At 54.8% G+C, this 15,969-nt stretch carries 13 protein-coding genes; 8 read left to right on the top strand and 5 right to left on the bottom strand.

Features of this window, described 5'->3' with window-relative positions:
- Positions 1-90: 90 nt before the first annotated feature.
- Entirely contained in the window at positions 91-1,863 is a 1,773-nt protein-coding gene (locus tag ACZ1HV_RS04985) for a methyl-accepting chemotaxis protein (protein WP_472717488.1), read from the bottom strand.
- 232 nt (positions 1,864-2,095) lie between these two features.
- Between ACZ1HV_RS04985 and rpiA the strand changes: the two genes are divergently transcribed.
- The 3 genes from rpiA (at position 2,096) to gor (ending at position 4,984) form a co-directional block, all read left to right on the top strand.
- Positions 2,096-2,788, top strand: coding sequence for a ribose-5-phosphate isomerase RpiA (gene rpiA / locus ACZ1HV_RS04980; protein ID WP_472717487.1), 693 nt, complete (start codon positions 2,096-2,098; stop codon positions 2,786-2,788).
- A 53-nt stretch (positions 2,789-2,841) separates the two neighbouring features.
- On the top strand, positions 2,842-3,357 hold the full coding sequence (locus ACZ1HV_RS04975; protein ID WP_298814625.1) for a DUF2059 domain-containing protein: 516 nt from the start codon (positions 2,842-2,844) through the stop codon (positions 3,355-3,357).
- Positions 3,358-3,607: 250 nt separating this feature from the next.
- Positions 3,608-4,984 carry a glutathione-disulfide reductase gene (gor, locus tag ACZ1HV_RS04970; protein WP_298814622.1) on the top strand — a complete coding sequence of 459 codons (1,377 nt, stop codon included), beginning with the start codon at positions 3,608-3,610 and terminating at the stop codon, positions 4,982-4,984.
- Between the two features lie 45 nt (positions 4,985-5,029).
- On the opposite strand, the gene ACZ1HV_RS04965 is transcribed toward gor, so the two are convergent.
- The 3 genes from ACZ1HV_RS04965 to ACZ1HV_RS04955 all read right to left on the bottom strand — a co-directional run bounded on the left by ACZ1HV_RS04965 (position 5,030) and on the right by ACZ1HV_RS04955 (position 9,590).
- The gene (locus tag ACZ1HV_RS04965; RefSeq protein ID WP_472717486.1) at positions 5,030-6,622 is read right to left on the bottom strand and encodes a sensor domain-containing diguanylate cyclase; all 1,593 of its coding nucleotides are present in this window, start codon (positions 6,620-6,622) and stop codon (positions 5,030-5,032) included.
- Positions 6,623-6,770: 148 nt separating this feature from the next.
- A complete protein-coding gene (locus ACZ1HV_RS04960) occupies positions 6,771-8,306 on the bottom strand; it encodes a sensor domain-containing diguanylate cyclase (RefSeq protein WP_472717485.1) in 1,536 nt (511 codons plus the stop codon).
- A 75-nt stretch (positions 8,307-8,381) separates the two neighbouring features.
- The gene (locus ACZ1HV_RS04955; RefSeq protein WP_472717484.1) at positions 8,382-9,590 is read right to left on the bottom strand and encodes an aminotransferase class V-fold PLP-dependent enzyme; all 1,209 of its coding nucleotides are present in this window, start codon (positions 9,588-9,590) and stop codon (positions 8,382-8,384) included.
- A 53-nt stretch (positions 9,591-9,643) separates the two neighbouring features.
- Between ACZ1HV_RS04955 and ACZ1HV_RS04950 the strand changes: the two genes are divergently transcribed.
- Positions 9,644-10,234 carry a gamma-glutamylcyclotransferase family protein gene (locus tag ACZ1HV_RS04950; RefSeq protein WP_472717483.1) on the top strand — a complete coding sequence of 197 codons (591 nt, stop codon included), beginning with the start codon at positions 9,644-9,646 and terminating at the stop codon, positions 10,232-10,234.
- A gap of 27 nt (positions 10,235-10,261) precedes the next feature.
- Here ACZ1HV_RS04950 and ACZ1HV_RS04945 read toward each other — a convergent pair whose 3' ends face one another.
- Positions 10,262-10,993, bottom strand: coding sequence for a VIT1/CCC1 transporter family protein (locus ACZ1HV_RS04945; protein WP_298814606.1), 732 nt, complete (start codon positions 10,991-10,993; stop codon positions 10,262-10,264).
- A gap of 274 nt (positions 10,994-11,267) precedes the next feature.
- Between ACZ1HV_RS04945 and ACZ1HV_RS04940 the strand changes: the two genes are divergently transcribed.
- The 4 genes from ACZ1HV_RS04940 to ACZ1HV_RS04925 all read left to right on the top strand — a co-directional run bounded on the left by ACZ1HV_RS04940 (position 11,268) and on the right by ACZ1HV_RS04925 (position 15,961).
- Positions 11,268-12,650 carry a class II 3-deoxy-7-phosphoheptulonate synthase gene (locus ACZ1HV_RS04940; RefSeq protein WP_298958587.1) on the top strand — a complete coding sequence of 461 codons (1,383 nt, stop codon included), beginning with the start codon at positions 11,268-11,270 and terminating at the stop codon, positions 12,648-12,650.
- Between the two features lie 211 nt (positions 12,651-12,861).
- Positions 12,862-13,449 (top strand): response regulator, encoded by a 588-nt coding sequence (locus ACZ1HV_RS04935; protein WP_298814602.1) that lies wholly within the window; start codon positions 12,862-12,864, stop codon positions 13,447-13,449.
- A gap of 199 nt (positions 13,450-13,648) precedes the next feature.
- On the top strand, positions 13,649-14,041 hold the full coding sequence (locus ACZ1HV_RS04930) for a GFA family protein (protein ID WP_472717482.1): 393 nt from the start codon (positions 13,649-13,651) through the stop codon (positions 14,039-14,041).
- A gap of 252 nt (positions 14,042-14,293) precedes the next feature.
- On the top strand, positions 14,294-15,961 hold the full coding sequence (locus ACZ1HV_RS04925) for an NAD+ synthase (protein ID WP_472718400.1): 1,668 nt from the start codon (positions 14,294-14,296) through the stop codon (positions 15,959-15,961).
- Positions 15,962-15,969 lie beyond the last annotated feature (8 nt).

The following is a 15,969-nucleotide window of genomic DNA, read 5'->3' as shown; positions in this document are numbered from 1 at the left end:
AGTTGCAGAACGTCAATGCCTATCTGCATCACGCAAATGCTGCAAGCCAATCAATCGCCATGGGTGACAGAGTGTTGGAACTCAATGTTGTCAGAGCTTATAGGCAGTGCGGAAACCGCCCCAATGCCGGCCTTGCACGATAATGGGTGCATCGACTTCCTTCATCCAGACGATGTTGCCGCCACCCATATCCCTTGCGTAGGACTGGATCAGGAAAGGACGGGTGTTACGCGCGGCGCTCAGGCCCGCACGATCGTCGAAAATTCGTTTGTTTCTGCAGTTGGCCGCGTTCCAGACGGGGTCGTCCGGGTTTTGGGGCTTCGAATAAACAAGGTTGTGAACCGGCAAGTAGCCATTCCGGTCAACGGTTGCGCAAAAAGCCAGTCCATTGCAGTTCTCAAGAATGTCTTCCTGGATCTCGGGCAACATGTCTTCCAGTTTGGCAAGCGCGCGCGTTGAGACCTGTTGCGGATTGGTTCCGGCAATCGGCTTGTAGACCGTGTCAAAAAGATCGTCTTGAGTAAGTGCGTTCGCAGCAAGCAGGTTTTCCATTGCGGCAGCGATCCTCGCGGCACCGGACTGCGCGCGTTCGACTTCTTCTGCATGACTTTCGTGTATGGCCGCGATCTTTCGCTCCAACCCAGCTTTGAATGCGTCATTTGGATCACTGAAGGCGCAATGACAGCCGTTCTCCGAAACTGCGACGATTTTCATTTCGGCCTGGCCAATGCCATTCAGGTCCAAAAGTAGCGTGAAGCCTTTGGAGAAATTACTGTTTTCATCCGGCTTGAACAGCAGTCCACCTTTGGAAATATCAAGGGTTTCAATGCGGACGCTTTTTGAACCGCTCGAGACCGTACCTGGAATCTTGACGGGCAGTCTGTCCGATTGTCGGCGGTCACCCATCCCGGTTTGACGGATCATCATTGTGAAACGAGATTGCAGGGACCGGGTTGCAGCACTCATTTCAGCGCCGGTCTCGCGCGCCAGCGTGCCACCTTCCTCGGCCTTCGCAGCGGAATTGGTGATGGATTGGGCCGTGTGGACAACTTCCTGCACGAAGTCGGCGGTTTTGTGCGCCTGACCACCGATAACGTTCGTTGTTTCGATCTGGGTCTGAACAGCTTCCTCGACGGCTGCAAAGCTCGGGCGAATTTTGCCGATCACGTCGATGATCTGTCCGACTGACCCCAGGCTTTGCTCTGCAGACTGATTGAGCCGATCGATATTGGCAACAATTTGCTCGGTCGCCGATTGTGTTTCGACGGAGAGGGCTTTGACTTCACTTGCCACAACCGAGAAGCCTTTTCCTGCTTCACCGGCCCGGGCTGCCTCGATCGTCGCATTGAGCGCCAGGAGGTTGGTTTGCTTGGCGATGTCGGAGATCAGGCTGACAACATTTGCAATGTCATCAATCGCCTGCTTCAGATCCATAACGCCCTGATTGACCTCGTCGGCAACATCCCGCGCTTCGTTGGCAAGCTCGTTGGAAACGCCGACCTGATTGCCGATCTCTCCGCTGGATGCCGTCAGCTCCTCGATGGAAGCCGCAAGTCCGGTGGCATTTTCCTCGGCAATGGCTGACTGATCGGCGAGCGACTGGCTGCCGCTTCGAATTGACGCGAGCGTTTCCATTTGGCTGTCGAGTCGGCTCTGCACTTTTTGTGCTGATGAATCGATCGACTTTGCTGCGACCTGTAAATCGTCCTCAAGGCTGTCGAGCACAAAACCCATCTGGTCGGCATGGGAAGGGTCATCCGTTTCGGCCGGAAGTTCAATTTCAGTGGTCTCGTCGCGAACCAAGTCGTCCGACAAAGCATTATTGTGCCGATCGCGCCGCGGCTTCAGTCGAAAGATGTTCATCTGATTCTGTGCTTTCCGAACACTGAATAATTTCAAGTATTATCGAGGGTCTGTCTAAAATGATGGTTAACAAATTAACCATGCGGCACCGTAAGTGTCTTGCGGCAGTTCCCCCGTGAAAAGGGGAATGTCACTGGACCGGTGGAGGCTGGCCATGTTAAGCACCCGGCGGCCAGAAAAGAGACGGCCGGTCAACATGCACGTCAATGGGCGTTGACCGGAGGAATGGGTAATGAGCGATCAGTTTAAACAGGAAGCAGCGGAACGCGCGGCAGAAGACGTCACCGAAGGAATGCGGCTTGGCATTGGAACGGGTTCAACGGCCGAGTTCTTCGTGCATGCACTTGCCAAGCGTGTGGCAGCAGGCCTGAACATTGTAGGTGTGCCGACGTCCGAACGCACACGAGACCTGGCGACCGGGCTGGGCATAAAACTGACCACCCTGGATGAATTGCCGCAGCTCGATCTGACCGTCGACGGTGCTGACGAATTCGATCCTCAACTCGCTCTTATCAAGGGTGGGGGAGGTGCTTTGCTGCGTGAGAAAATCGTGGCGGCGGCCTCCGAGCGAATGATCGTGATTGCCGATGGCAGCAAGGAAGTTGACGCACTTGGGCGGTTTCCATTGCCGATAGAAGTGGTCCCGTTTGGACTGGAAGCAACGCGACGGGCAATCGTCACGGTGCTGAGCGATCTGGGGCTTCCGCAGGCATTGGTGTTGCGAGGCGGGGCCTCACAACCATTCGTGACCGACGGCGGGCATTTTATCCTGGATGCGCACCTTGAAAAAATCTCCGATGTGAAAGCTCTTGCCGCGCGATTGGTTGCCATACCGGGCGTGGTCGAACATGGTCTTTTCATCGAACTTGCAACAAAAGCTTACGTGGCAGGCACAGATGGGGTAAAGACCGTCTTGCCCATCTAAGTAGTATGGATATGGCTTTCCAGGCTAATGAGGAAGCCGCCTAGGAGTAAAAAATGAAGCTAATCAAATCATTCCCGCGGGCAGCTGTTCTGGGCGCAGTCATGATGGCTACCGGTTGCCTGTCGACAGCCGCACTTGCACAGGATGGTCCTTCAGAGAGCCATCTGGCAGCGGCAAAAAAGGTGACAATCGCAACGAGAATGCTGGAACCGTTTGATGACATCCTGCCGTTGTTGGCGGAACAGACACGGACTGCCTTCATTCAGGCGCAGCCGACCCGTGCAGAAGACGTCATCGACGTGACCCAGAAGATTGCGCTCCAACTGGCACCGAAACGCGCGCTGTTGAACGAGAGAGTTTATACGCTGTGGGCCGAAAGCTTTACGGAAGAAGAACTTGATCAGCTTGCTGAGTTCTACAGCACTGACCTTGGACAAAAGCTGACCCGCTCGATCCCGGTTGTCACTTCCAAGTCGGTTGCGTCTGCCCGCGAGTGGCAGGATGCCCTGTCTACCGAAATGGTGACACTGGTCCAGCAGGAGCTTGAGCGCATCGACAGCGCCCAGTGATCCTGAGTACCCTGGAAGGCCGGTTGGCATCAGGTGTACACATGAAAAACACGATGATTTGACGACGGCCCTCTGGCTGACGTGAAGGGCCGCGAACGCGGCCCAAATCGTTTGGGTTAGCGGGCAACTCTCTTTTTTGGCATTTGTCCGTTTTCGCGCAGGGGCTTGTTTGAAAAACACGACCGCTTATCTGCGCACCGAATGAAACAAAAGAGCAAAAGCCGGCAAGGCTGAGAATGAAGAGGCTGTGATGACTGAGTACAACTACGATCTGTTTGTCATCGGGGGCGGGTCCGGCGGCGTGCGCGCGGCGCGCATCGCGGCGACCCATGGTGCCCGTGTCGGGATCGCAGAAGAGTATCGCTACGGTGGCACATGCGTTATCCGCGGCTGTGTCCCGAAGAAACTCTTTGTCTATGCCTCAAAGTTCTCTGAGGAGTTTGAAGACGCGGAGGGGTTCGGCTGGTCGGTCGGCGAGCGCAGTTTTGACTGGACCAAGTTGATTGCGGCCAAGGACCAGGAAATTTCCCGACTTGAAGGCATTTATCGGCGCAATCTTGAACGAACCGACGTGGACATACATGACAGCCGCGCGGTTGTCGAAGACGCTCATACGGTTCGTCTGCTCTCCACCGGCCAGACCATCACGGCCAAATACATTCTGATCGCCGTTGGGGCGTCACCTAATGTTGATACCAGTCTTCCGGGTGTGGAACATGTCATCACGTCCAATGAAGCCTTTCACCTGAGTGAATTGCCGGACCAGATCGTGGTTGCGGGCGGTGGCTATATTGCGGTCGAATTCGCCGGCATTTTCAATGGTCTCGGTGTCGACACCACACTGATCTACCGCGGCGAGGAGATCCTTCGCGGGTTTGATCGTGACCTGAGAACGACTGTTCGTGAAGAGATGGAAAAGAAGGGTATCAACGTCATTTTAAATGACACTTTTTCCAAGATCGAAAAACAGGCTGATGGCTCGCTGGTCGGTGCGACCAAGGGCGGGCGCAGTCTCCAGGCCGGTCAGATCATGTTTGCAATCGGACGTCGTCCCCACACCAGCGATCTAGGCCTGGAAAAGGCTGGCGTTGAAATGGACAAGATCGGCGCCATCAAGGTGAGTGATGACTCTCAGACAAGTGTCCCGTCGATCTACGCGGTCGGCGACGTCACCAACCGGGCCAACTTGACGCCGGTCGCTATCCGGGAAGGTCATGCTTTTGCAGACACGATATTCGGTGGCAAGGCCTGGACGGTCGACCATAGCCTGATTGCGACAGCCGTGTTCTCCCAACCTGAAATGGGAACAGTCGGCCTGACACAGGAACAGGCGCTCGAGAAAACGCCGAATCTTGATATCTACAAATCCAGTTTCCGGCCGATGAAGCACACTTTGTCCGGGCGCGACGAGAAAATGCTTATGAAGATGATCGTCGATGCGAAGACGCAGAAAGTGCTGGGTGTGCATGTTGTTGGGCCGGACGCCGGAGAACTGGCTCAAATTCTCGGCGTTACACTGCAAATGGGGGCAACAAAGGCAGATTTCGATCGGACTATTGCCGTACATCCAACCGCAGCGGAAGAGTTGGTCACCATGCGTGAGCCAACAGAACAGCTGCGGGGCTGATCGCGTTCGGTCATAGCCACCAAAAATGTGAAGTCCCGGCGGTCTTTACGCTGCCGGGCCGGTTCCGGATTTTCGAACCGGACGGCGTGCGTGCTCCTGACCGGTCGCTTGACTGGTTTCTTCTTCCTGGAAGAAGGTTTCTTCAAAGAACGAGTATCTGCCACGCCCCAGTTTCTTGGAATGATAAAGTGCGGCATCGGACCTTGCCACGAGCTGCTCAAATGTCGCGCCATCATCAGGCGCAATCGCAATCCCAACACTCATGCCGATCTGAGCAGATGTTGTTGCGTCCAGGGAGATCGGCTCATTTCCGGCTCTGATCATTGCCTTCGCACAGCGCGTCAACTCGGCGCGAGTGGGCGTGCCCTTGTAGAGCAACATAAACTCGTCTCCCCCGATGCGGCAGGCAAGCCCACGTTCTGCTATGATGTCCTGCAGACGCTCTGCAATGGTTCTGATGACCTTGTCACCTGCGGCATGACCAAAGGTGTCGTTGACTGCCTTGAACTTGTCGAGGTCGCAATGGACAACGGCAAAGGGCTGATCCGGTAAGGCCTCGACGGACGCTTCAAGCGACCGGTTGAACTGCAGCCTGTTCCCAAGCCCGGTCAAGGTGTCATGCAAGGCCAGATACCGGTTTTGCTGTTCACTGGCTTGAAGGGAACTTGTCAGCTGTCCGATGCGCCACGCAATTCCGAATGCAAGTGCGGCTAGAGCAACACTCAGAACAGCAATCACCGGAATGACCGTTGGCCAAATGGACGTTCCTTCGGTCTTGCTTGCCCAATTGAAGGTGCCCACCGGTTCCCCGTTAGGGTCTGAGACCAGATGAAAAGGTTCCCGAGCGCCCGGGCCGATGCCTTCAATGAAGGAAAAGGCGTCAAAGCGGAGCTGGGCATTGAGCTGTTTTAACAGCAAACTGTCCAGATAGCGGGCGGAGAAGAGGATCGTTGGAGGTCCATCCGGCAGGGTTTGGGCATGTTTGTCCGGAACGATGGGCATTGCTCCGAAAATGGCCGGCTTGCCGTCGATCCGTGTGAAACCCATCAGCGCATATTCGCTCGGGTCAACGCCTTGCAAGGATCTGTGTCCGAAACCGCCAGGGACACGGACACGGTTTCGCTGATAAATCAGTTTCAGCTTTTCATGAACAGTTTGGAGTTCGGGCGTTTCAGCGACAGGTCGCCGGATAATGTGGATGTAGTCATCAAAGGACTCTGCCAGAACCTCGCCACCACCGGAGATCAGCACCACCTTATTGTGCCGATAGTCGGTCCACAGCGTATCGAAGCTGAGCTGAACATGAACCGGGTCCAGAGCGTTGACGAGACGCGCCACAGCTTCGTCCGATGAGGCAACACCAATTTGTTCCCGTACAATTGTCCGCATTTGGTAGGCTAGAGCGCCGTCGAACAATTGCTGCTCATTTGCTATAGCCTGCCGGTTCGATGCGTGAGAAGCGACCAGCCCCACAAAGATGAGCGACGCCGCAGTTACGGCGATAAGCAGCCCGGCCAGCAGGAAGGCCAGTCGCGATATCTGCTGCCGCGGAACTTTCCAGGTCCGGTCGCTGTATCTTTTGCCAGGCTCGCTCACACCTTGATCCTGTTCGGCATCATCTACCAAGATGAACGCCATGGGTTACTGCATGTGATGAAATTCTAAGCAGAGATTGCTTAATAAGATGTACGAAAAATTGAAATTTATGAGTAGTATCAATGAGTTTATGCAATTTTCGGTGCTGTGCACATTGCCAGTATTACGGATAAAAATGGAAAGATTGAACTTAGTGCAACTTTGATTGGGTGGTGAAGCCCGAAATGTCTTCCGCGTGGGACGCGGATGGTGCCATGGCGAATTCAAAGGCATTCCGGCCATTATCTTTCGCGCGATAAAGTGCCATGTCCGCGAGGCGGATCAGGTCCTTTTCCGTAGTGCCACAGTCTGGCGCAGTTGCAATTCCGATGGAAATGCCAATTTCCACGCGCTGTCCATTGCCGATGTCGATCGGCTGTGCAATGGCGGATCTGAGCTGGTCTGCCAAAAGGTGCAGCGGATGGTTGTCAGAGAGGCTCGTCACCAGAATGATAAATTCATCACCGCCAATCCGGCTGACAACACCTTTGTCTGCGACGAGACCTTGCAGTCGGTCTGCAACGGCACAGATCACTGTGTCGCCGGCCTCATGGCCGTAAGTGTCATTGACCGGTTTGAAACGGTCCAAATCGCATGTGAGTATCGCAAATGGACAGTCGGGCAGGTTGTCCAGAGCGAAGGCAAGGCAATCGGAAAAGTGATGCCTGTTGGGCAGGCCGGTCAAGGCGTCATGCCTGGCAAAATAGTGGTTTTTCCGCTCGCTCTCTTCCAGCGATCGCGACAATCGGCTGATCTTGCTTGCCACGGCGAAAGCAACGACCGCGATCAGCGTCGCGAGGACGAAAATCAGGGGCAGGGCGGCGACCCAGATTTCACGGCCCGGCTTGGCATGAGTCCATCGAAAATATCCGAATACCGAGCCGTCGGAAGACATGACCAGGTGATTGCTCGCATCTTCCTGTGCAGGTGCCCCCAGCTGAAAACGCAAATCCTTGAACGAGAGCTGGTCGTTTATTTCTGCGACCCACTCTTCATCGAGATAGGCGGCATTTACGAGTACGTGTGGATAGTCTTCATTCAACTGTACCTGGCCGTCGTCTGGCAGAATGGGCATGGTACTCAAGAACGCAGGCGTACCGTCAACAACGGCAAATGTTGCAGCAGAAAGGTCAAGAAGAACCGATTGTGGCATGTGCCAGTTTGAAAAATCAGAGCCGGAAACACCACGCTTGGTCTCAAAGGCAGCTCGCGTTTGATCTGCCAGTTCTCTTATCAGATTGTCGGGCGGCAGCTGTTTGGGCCCGAATCTGGTTTTGCCTTCGACAGCCTCAGCAACCAATGTGCCGTCCTTTCGGACAATGAAAGTCCGATCCAGCACATAGTCTTCCCAGAGGTATTCGACGAGCTCGTCTTCGATGAATTCCTTGTCGAGAGGCGCCTGCACGGCATTGAAGGTTTTGTCCCATTGGGCCAAGGACAGTTGGTCGCGCCCGATCTGCCAGTGAATGTCCTTGAGCATTGCGTCCATACGCATTTGCTCGCTTTCCAGCGCTTTGCGGTCGGCTTCTCGCCATGCCATGTGGGCAATAAATGTCAGCGAGGCCGCGGACAGCACGATGAGCAGTGCCGCAAGCCCATAAATCCAGACAGTTATTTTCCGCCCGGCATTTAGACCGGTGGAGGAAAGGCTGTGCGGAACGCCATCATTTTCGCGTTTGCCAAGCAAAGGCTGGTCACCAGTTACGTTAAAAACGCAACTACACTAGCCTCTAAGACTTAAAACTGTCTGCCCGTAGCGTGATTATCTGGGAGACTTCTCCCCAATTCTTCGAAGAGCCTTAACAAAGAGTTCGATTTCATCTTCAGTATTATATGCATGCAAGGAGGCGCGCACGACCGAGTCCAGCCCTCGTTCGGGGAGATCTATGCGTGCCGAACTTGCGGTGCTGACCGAGACATTGATCGATGAGTCAGACAATCGGGATTTGGTTTGCTCCGCTTGTTCTCCATCAAGCGTGAAGGTCACGATACCGCCCTTCCTGGCGCCTTTGTCATGCAGGTTTGACCCAGCGATGCCTTTAAGTTCAGAGCGCAATTGTGCGCCTAGTGCACAAATGCGATTTCCGATGCGCTCCATGCCGAACCCTATGGCATATGTGGTGGCAACTCCCAGACCGATTTGCCCTGCAACATATCTTTCCCAGGTTTCAAACCTTCGAGCACCGGGAACGAGCCGGTACGTTTTTTCGTCGATCCATTCAGCCGACTGCAGATCAACGAATGGTGGGTCGAGTTGATCAAGTACCCGGTCGCTTACGTAAAGAAAACCGGTTCCACGAGGCCCTCGCAGATACTTTCGACCGGTGCCGGACAACATCTGGCATCCGATTTCGTTGACGCTGAGTGGAATCTGGCCGGCTGACTGGCAAGCGTCCAACAAATATAGAATGCCTGCCTTGCGAGCGATTTCGCCAACGTCTTCGGCAGGATTGATCAAGCCGGAAAAGGTCGGGATATGCGTCAAAGCGATCAGCCGGGTTCTCGGCGTGATGGTAGACTGAAGCTGCTTCAGGTCAATCTGCCCATCTGCGTCATCCTCGACGATGTCGATCTCGATGCCTTTGCGGCGCTGCATCTGAAGAAAAGCGACATAGTTGGATACATATTCCGCACGCCCGGTCACGATGCGGTCACCTTCGCGGAAGTCGATGGCATAAAAGGCCATATCCCAGGCACGTGTGGCGTTTTCGATGTAGGCGATTTCATGCGGTTTGCTGCCGATGAGTGCGGCCAGTGCTGTATAGAAACCGTCGAGGTCAGCCATTGCGGCGGCTGCTGCCTCATAACCTCCGATCTTGGCTTCAAGATCAAGATGCTGTTTGACAGCATTCAGAGAAGGTTGCAGGGCCAGACCCGTGCCGGCATTGTTAAAGTGGATCCGCTGGCCTACACCGGGTGTGTCTGCCCGCAAGAGCTCGACGTCTTGTTGAGACAGGGAAGGGACAATCATGGCAACCCTCAAGCGGCATCAAGAGTTATCTGGAGACTCAAGACCGGTTCATCATGACAATCACTTATTTTGGTTATGGCTCTCTCGTCAATGTCGACACCATTCCCGCTGCAATGGAGGTAACCCCCGGCCGTCTGAGCGGGTGGGTCCGTGAGTGGCGTGTTTGCGGTATTGGTGAGGACGGTCAAGGTCGGTGTGCCTTGAGTGTTAGAAAAAAGCAAGGAAGCGAAATCTGGGGTGTGATGGCGCGCGAGGCAAAAGAGGGGCTTGCCCAACTGGAGCATCGTGAAAGGCGCTATGAAAAGGTTGAAGCCATCGGAACCGCTTTTGCCTGCGAGGCAAAGAACGAGCCTGGGCCTGCCGATCTCTTTCTCTTCAAGGCGGCGACGGATCACCTTAGATGGGGAAACGACGCACATCCCATTCTGCAAAGCTATCTGGATTGTGTTCTGGCAGGCTACTTCGGGATCTGGGGAGAAGACGGGATCGACCACTTTCTGGAAACAACGGACGGATGGCATGCCCCGGTTCTTTCTGACCGGCACAAGCCGCATTATCCGCGCAGTATCAGGCTTGAGAGAGACCTTGCGCTTCTTGTGGATGAAAAGCTGACCAACAAGGGCATCGAATACATGCAGCCTTGAGATGGGTCGATTGAACAACTTGTGCACTTAGCCAAGCCAGGTTTGCAGACCGTGTCCGGCGAGGTAAGCGATGCCAGCTGCCAGCATGCCGATGGCCATTGTTTCCACTCCGCAGGACATCCAGTGTCTTTGAGACCACTTTGCACGGAAGGACCCGATCGCGAAGAAAGCTATGGCCGTCAAAATCGTTGCCGTTGCCGCATCGGCTGGAAGCGGCAGGATGAAGGGAACCAGCGGGATCGCGCCGAAAAGCACAAACGCTGCAAAAGTATAAAGGGCTGCCTTTAGCGGATTGCGCATACCGTCCGACATTCCGTATTCGGCCTGCATCATGGTCTCGATCCATGTTGTCCGATTTGAGGAGATAAGTCGCACGATGTCCTCAAGGTCGTCACCAGAGAACCCCTTGCCGGCAAAGATCTGACGGAGTTCTTCCCGTTCTCCGTCCGGTTCGATCTCGATGTGTTTTTCTTCGATCGCTCTCAAGCGCTGAAAGTCCTCGTTTTCGGACTTGGAACCGCTGTAATTGGCGGCGGCCATTGAAAATCCGTCTGCAAGCAGATTTGCAATTCCAAGGATGAGGATGACTTTAGTGGAGAGGTTCGCGCCAACGGACCCGGCAACGATTGCGAAGGTTGTTACGGCACCGTCAATCCCGCCATAGATCCAGTCCCGCAAGTAGCTGGTGTCCGGACCTGCTGCGAGGCGGACGGAAATATCGTGGGGCCGGTGGCTGTGTTCGAGACGTGGCTGCGGCATAGAAAAATCCTGAATTTTGCTCAGGTTCTGCGCTATTTGGGTTCTGTGCCATGATCCGTCTCAAGGCTCGCAACAATTCAGGGTTTGATTTCTTGGAAATCAGAACCGGATTTCAGTCGAAATTTGGCGGAATGCCCTGTGGCATAATCGGCACTTGGCGTGTATAAGGCCGCACGTTTGCACGATTTGGGCAAATAAAATCGGACGAATTTGTCGTGGACTGCGCGGTTGGCCAAATGGAACCAACCTGCAGGTCCAATGAGGAGTAGGAATGATGGCGGAGAAGTGGAGCCCGGACAGCTGGAGATCGAAACCGATCTTGCAGGTGCCGGAATACCCGGATCAAGAGGCTTTGGCGGATGTTGAACAGCGCCTGTCGACTTATCCGCCGCTCGTTTTTGCAGGTGAAGCGCGTGCTCTGAAGCAACAGCTCGCTGATGTCGCGGCCGGCAATGGTTTCCTTCTCCAGGGTGGAGACTGTGCAGAGAGTTTTGCCGAGCACCATCCAGATCACATCCGTGACTTTTTCCGCGTTTTTCTGCAGATGGCAGTTGTCCTGACCTACGCAGCCGCTCAGCCTGTCGTGAAGGTTGGACGTATTGCCGGACAGTTCGCAAAGCCGCGCTCTTCGAATATTGAAAAGAAGAACGACGTTGAGTTGCCGAGCTACCGCGGAGATATCATCAACGATATCAACTTCACGTCTGAAAGCCGGATCCCGGACCCGACGCGAATGGCCATGGCCTACCGGCAGTCAGCGGCAACACTGAACTTGCTACGCGCCTTTGCGCAAGGTGGTTTCGCCAACCTGGATCAGGTGCATCAGTGGACGCTGGGCTTTGTCTCCGACAGTCCGCAAGGGCACCGTTACAAGGAACTGGCTGACCGGATCGCGGAATCGCTCGCCTTCATTCGGGCTTGCGGTATCAGCGGCGATACGGTTCCGCAGATGCGCGGGACGGATTTCTTCACCAGCCATGAGGCCCTGCTGCTTGGTTATGAAGAAGCATTGACCCGTGTCGATTCAACATCTGGCGACTGGTACGCAACATCCGGACACATGATCTGGATTGGCGACAGGACCCGCCAGCCGGACCACGCCCATGTGGAATTCTTCCGCGGTATCGAAAACCCGATTGGCCTGAAATGCGGACCGTCCTTGACGGCGGACGGATTGCTGGAACTGATCGACGTTCTGAACCCGGACAACGAGCCTGGCCGTCTGACGCTGATCGCCCGCTTCGGTGCGGACAAGGTGTTTGACCATCTGCCGCAGTTGGTGCGCGCAGTGGAACGCGAAGGCAAATCTGTTGTCTGGTCCTGCGATCCGATGCACGGCAACACAGTTTCCGCTGGCGGCTATAAGACCCGCCCGTTCGATCGTATTCTGAAAGAGGTGGAAGCATTCTTTGCCGTTCACCGTGCTGAAGGCACCCATGCAGGCGGTGTGCATGTCGAAATGACCGGCCGGAATGTGACCGAGTGTACCGGCGGTGCAAGAGCGTTGACCGAAGAACAGCTTGGCGATCGCTATCACACGCATTGTGATCCGCGGCTGAACGCCGACCAGGCACTGGAATTGGCTTTCCTGATTGCGGAAAATCTGAAGAAGGAACGTGACGACAAGCAAGCCGAACCGTTGGCGGCAAGCGCCTGATCGGATCTGTTGCTTAACGCAGCGTTATCAAAAGGCGGCCTCGGCCGCCTTTTTTCGTTTCCAAAGCGCAAAATCACATCGGGGCAGAGATTTGGTAAGCCTCATTTAACGCTCCTGGCGCATACCTGCATCGGAGGCTTTTCTTCTGTTGCCACGTTTCGGCGAGAGGATGGAACGTTTGAGAGTTTGAGTACGACCGGACGGCTATGAGTTGCCGGTCGCGTTGATTGTCGAGTTGCTGGGGGAGTGGACTTTGCGCGACCGGTGGGATCTTTCAAAGAATTCCTGTCTGATTGCTGAGGACAATGCCCACATGCGCGCAATAATGCGTTCAATCCTGACCGGGTTTGGAATTCGCTCTACGTTCGAGGCAAGCGACGGCGCGGAAGCATTGGAACTGGTCGTGGACCGGAAACCCGACATTGTTCTGTGCGATTGGGTCATGTGTCCTTTTGGTGGCAATGAATTTTTGCGCATACTCAGAGGCGACAGAGATCCGCTTATCAGCACGACGCCGGTTTTGATCGTGACCGCCCACGCCAAACGCGCCACGATCCTGGAGGCGGTTGGCATTGGCATCCATGGATTTGTTGCCAAGCCGGTTTCACCAGCCGTTCTCTATAATCACATAGGCGAAACACTGGAGCGTCAGGATCTGCACGGTCGGTCCAAAGGGGTACTTGGACCGGGCCACCAAAAACTCCACCGAAATCTTAATCCGTCAGAGGCACCTGAACTTGAAGTGCCATCAGCGCAGCCGTATGACGATTTTGACGCCTCGGGGTTGGCGCTGCTTTAGACCGAAACCCGATTTTTATTTTGCGAACAAAGTTGTTCGTTTCCCCTCAAAGCGAAGCGCGACGGTCTGCATGCAATTGCATTCCATTGGCTTTAGGAATTCTGCCCCGAACCAACAGCCGGTCTTGTGTTGAGTTCAGGAAATTTACATCGCAATGAAGCACTTGCGGCGCGGTAGGCTCGGTAAAAGAGGAAGGTAGATGGCAAGGTCAACTTATCACACCGGGGGCTGCCTCTGCGGCCACATTCGTTTCGAAGCCACAGGTCCGGCCTTGAACCCACACACCTGTTCTTGCCAGATGTGTCGCAAACACACAGGGGCGCTCACTGCGGCCTGGGCCGAGTTTTCAAGTGACGCTATTGCTTGGACTGGACCGGGCGGCCAACCGGCCACTTTCCGATCATCTGAAAATTCCAGCCGGGCCTTTTGTGGGCGGTGCGGAAGTACAATAGGTGCAATCGACGACGCACCGACTATCGCGCTCCTTCTTGGAACCTTTGACAAGCCTGCCAAAAAGGACCTCATGCCAACCGCACATTCGTTTCGAAGCAGCCGGCCGAAATGGTGGCACGTGGATATCAAGGCCGATTAGGCGTGACCGGTTCTGGCAGAGAGGCGCGGAGAGGAACGATGTTTTGCGCAACAAGCGCGGCAGGGCAGGACCAAAACTCTTTGCCGCCAATCGCGCAAGGAATAGACTGAACCTTTGAGCGCATGCGTGAGAGCGGTTTTCTGGTTTGACGTTTCGAGACCAAAGAACACATGAAGGTTCGCGAGATCAGATAGACAGGTGGCGTTCTTCAGGCTACATCTTGGAAGAATGACACTTCCTGGCATTGCTCCCATGATATCTGATCGTTTTAGACTGGCTGTCGCGCAGCTGAACCCGACCGTTGGCGATGTGGCCGGCAATAAGGACCTCGTTAGAAAGGCCCGTGCCGAAGCCGCCGCAAAGAAGGCGGATATCGTTCTGACTTCAGAACTGGTGCTCTCCGGCTATTTGCCCGAAGACCTTGTTCTGAAACCGGCATTTGTCAGCCGGTGCATGGAATGTGTGGAAGCGCTGGCAAAGGAAACGGCCGATGCTGGGCCTGCACTGGTGGTTGGCACGCCTTGGAGAGCTGACGACGGTCAGGTCTACAATGCAGTCGTGTTGCTTGACGCTGGCGAAATAAAAGCGGTCCGTTACAAATACGATCTACCTAACTATAGCGTTTTTGACGAAAAACGGGTCTTTGCAGCAGGCCCGTTGCCCGGTCCGGTCGATTTCAGAGGTGTTCGCATCGGTTTGCCGATCTGTGAAGACATCTGGAATGACGAAGTCTGCGAATGCCTTGAAGAAACAGGCGCTGAACTTTTGATGGTGCCAAACGGGTCTCCCTATTGGGAGAACCGTGCCGAAGAACGCATGCAAGTGGTTGTCGCCCGGGTTGTTGAGACAGATTTGCCTCTGATCTACTGCAATCAACTTGGTGGGCAGGACGAGCTCGTCTTCGATGGCGGATCCTTTGCTTTGGCAGCGGACAGAAGCCTCGCGTTTCAGATGCCACAATTTGAGCCCGGCATCGGTATAAGCGACTGGACGAGGTCCGGTGAAACCTGGGTCTGTGAAAATGGCGAATTCGCTAAACTTCCGGACCTTGACGAGGCCAATTGGCGTGCCTGCGTCATGGGACTTGGTGACTATGTCAACAAGAACGGATTTCCGGGTGTCGTTCTGGGTCTGTCTGGGGGGATCGATTCCGCCATTTGTGCCGCCATGGCGGTGGATGCGCTGGGTGCCGACAGGGTGCATGCGATCATGCTGCCTTTTCGGTATACGTCTGAGGAAAGCATCGAGGACGCAGCTGCGTGCGCCAATGCTCTTGGCATCCGCTATGACACGGTTCCGATTGCAGAGCCCGTGGAAGGGTTCACTTCCGCTCTTTCCGCTCTATTCAGTGGAACCCAGGAAGACACGACAGAAGAAAACCTGCAGTCACGGGCCCGTGGTGTCATCTTGATGGCCGTCTCCAACAAATTCGGCAAAATGGTTATGACGACTGGCAACAAGTCGGAAATGTCGGTCGGGTATGCGACCCTTTATGGCGACATGAACGGCGGCTACAATCCCATCAAGGACCTATATAAGACACAGGTTTATCATTTGGCAGCCTGGCGTAACGCACATCTGCCCAACGGGCTGCTTGGGCCGGACGGAGAGGTTATTCCCTCCAATATCATCACCAAAGTTCCGACTGCCGAACTTCGCGAAAATCAGACGGATCAGGATTCGTTGCCTCCCTATGATGTTCTCGATGACATTCTGGAGTGTCTGGTAGAAGAGGAAATGTCCGTTAGTGACATCGAAAAACGCGGCCATGACAGAGCGTTGATCCATCGTATCGAGCACTTGCTTTATGTCGCCGAATACAAACGACGTCAGGCGCCTCCCGGCGTCAAGATCACGGAGCGGAATTTCGGCAAAGACCGCCGCTACCCAATTACCAACAGGTTCCGGGACCGCACCTGACGCCGGTT

Source organism: Roseibium sp. JB4-4, assembly GCF_055693425.1.
The sequence above is the reverse complement of the archived record's forward strand: the minus strand, read 5'-3'. Positions and strand labels throughout refer to the sequence as shown.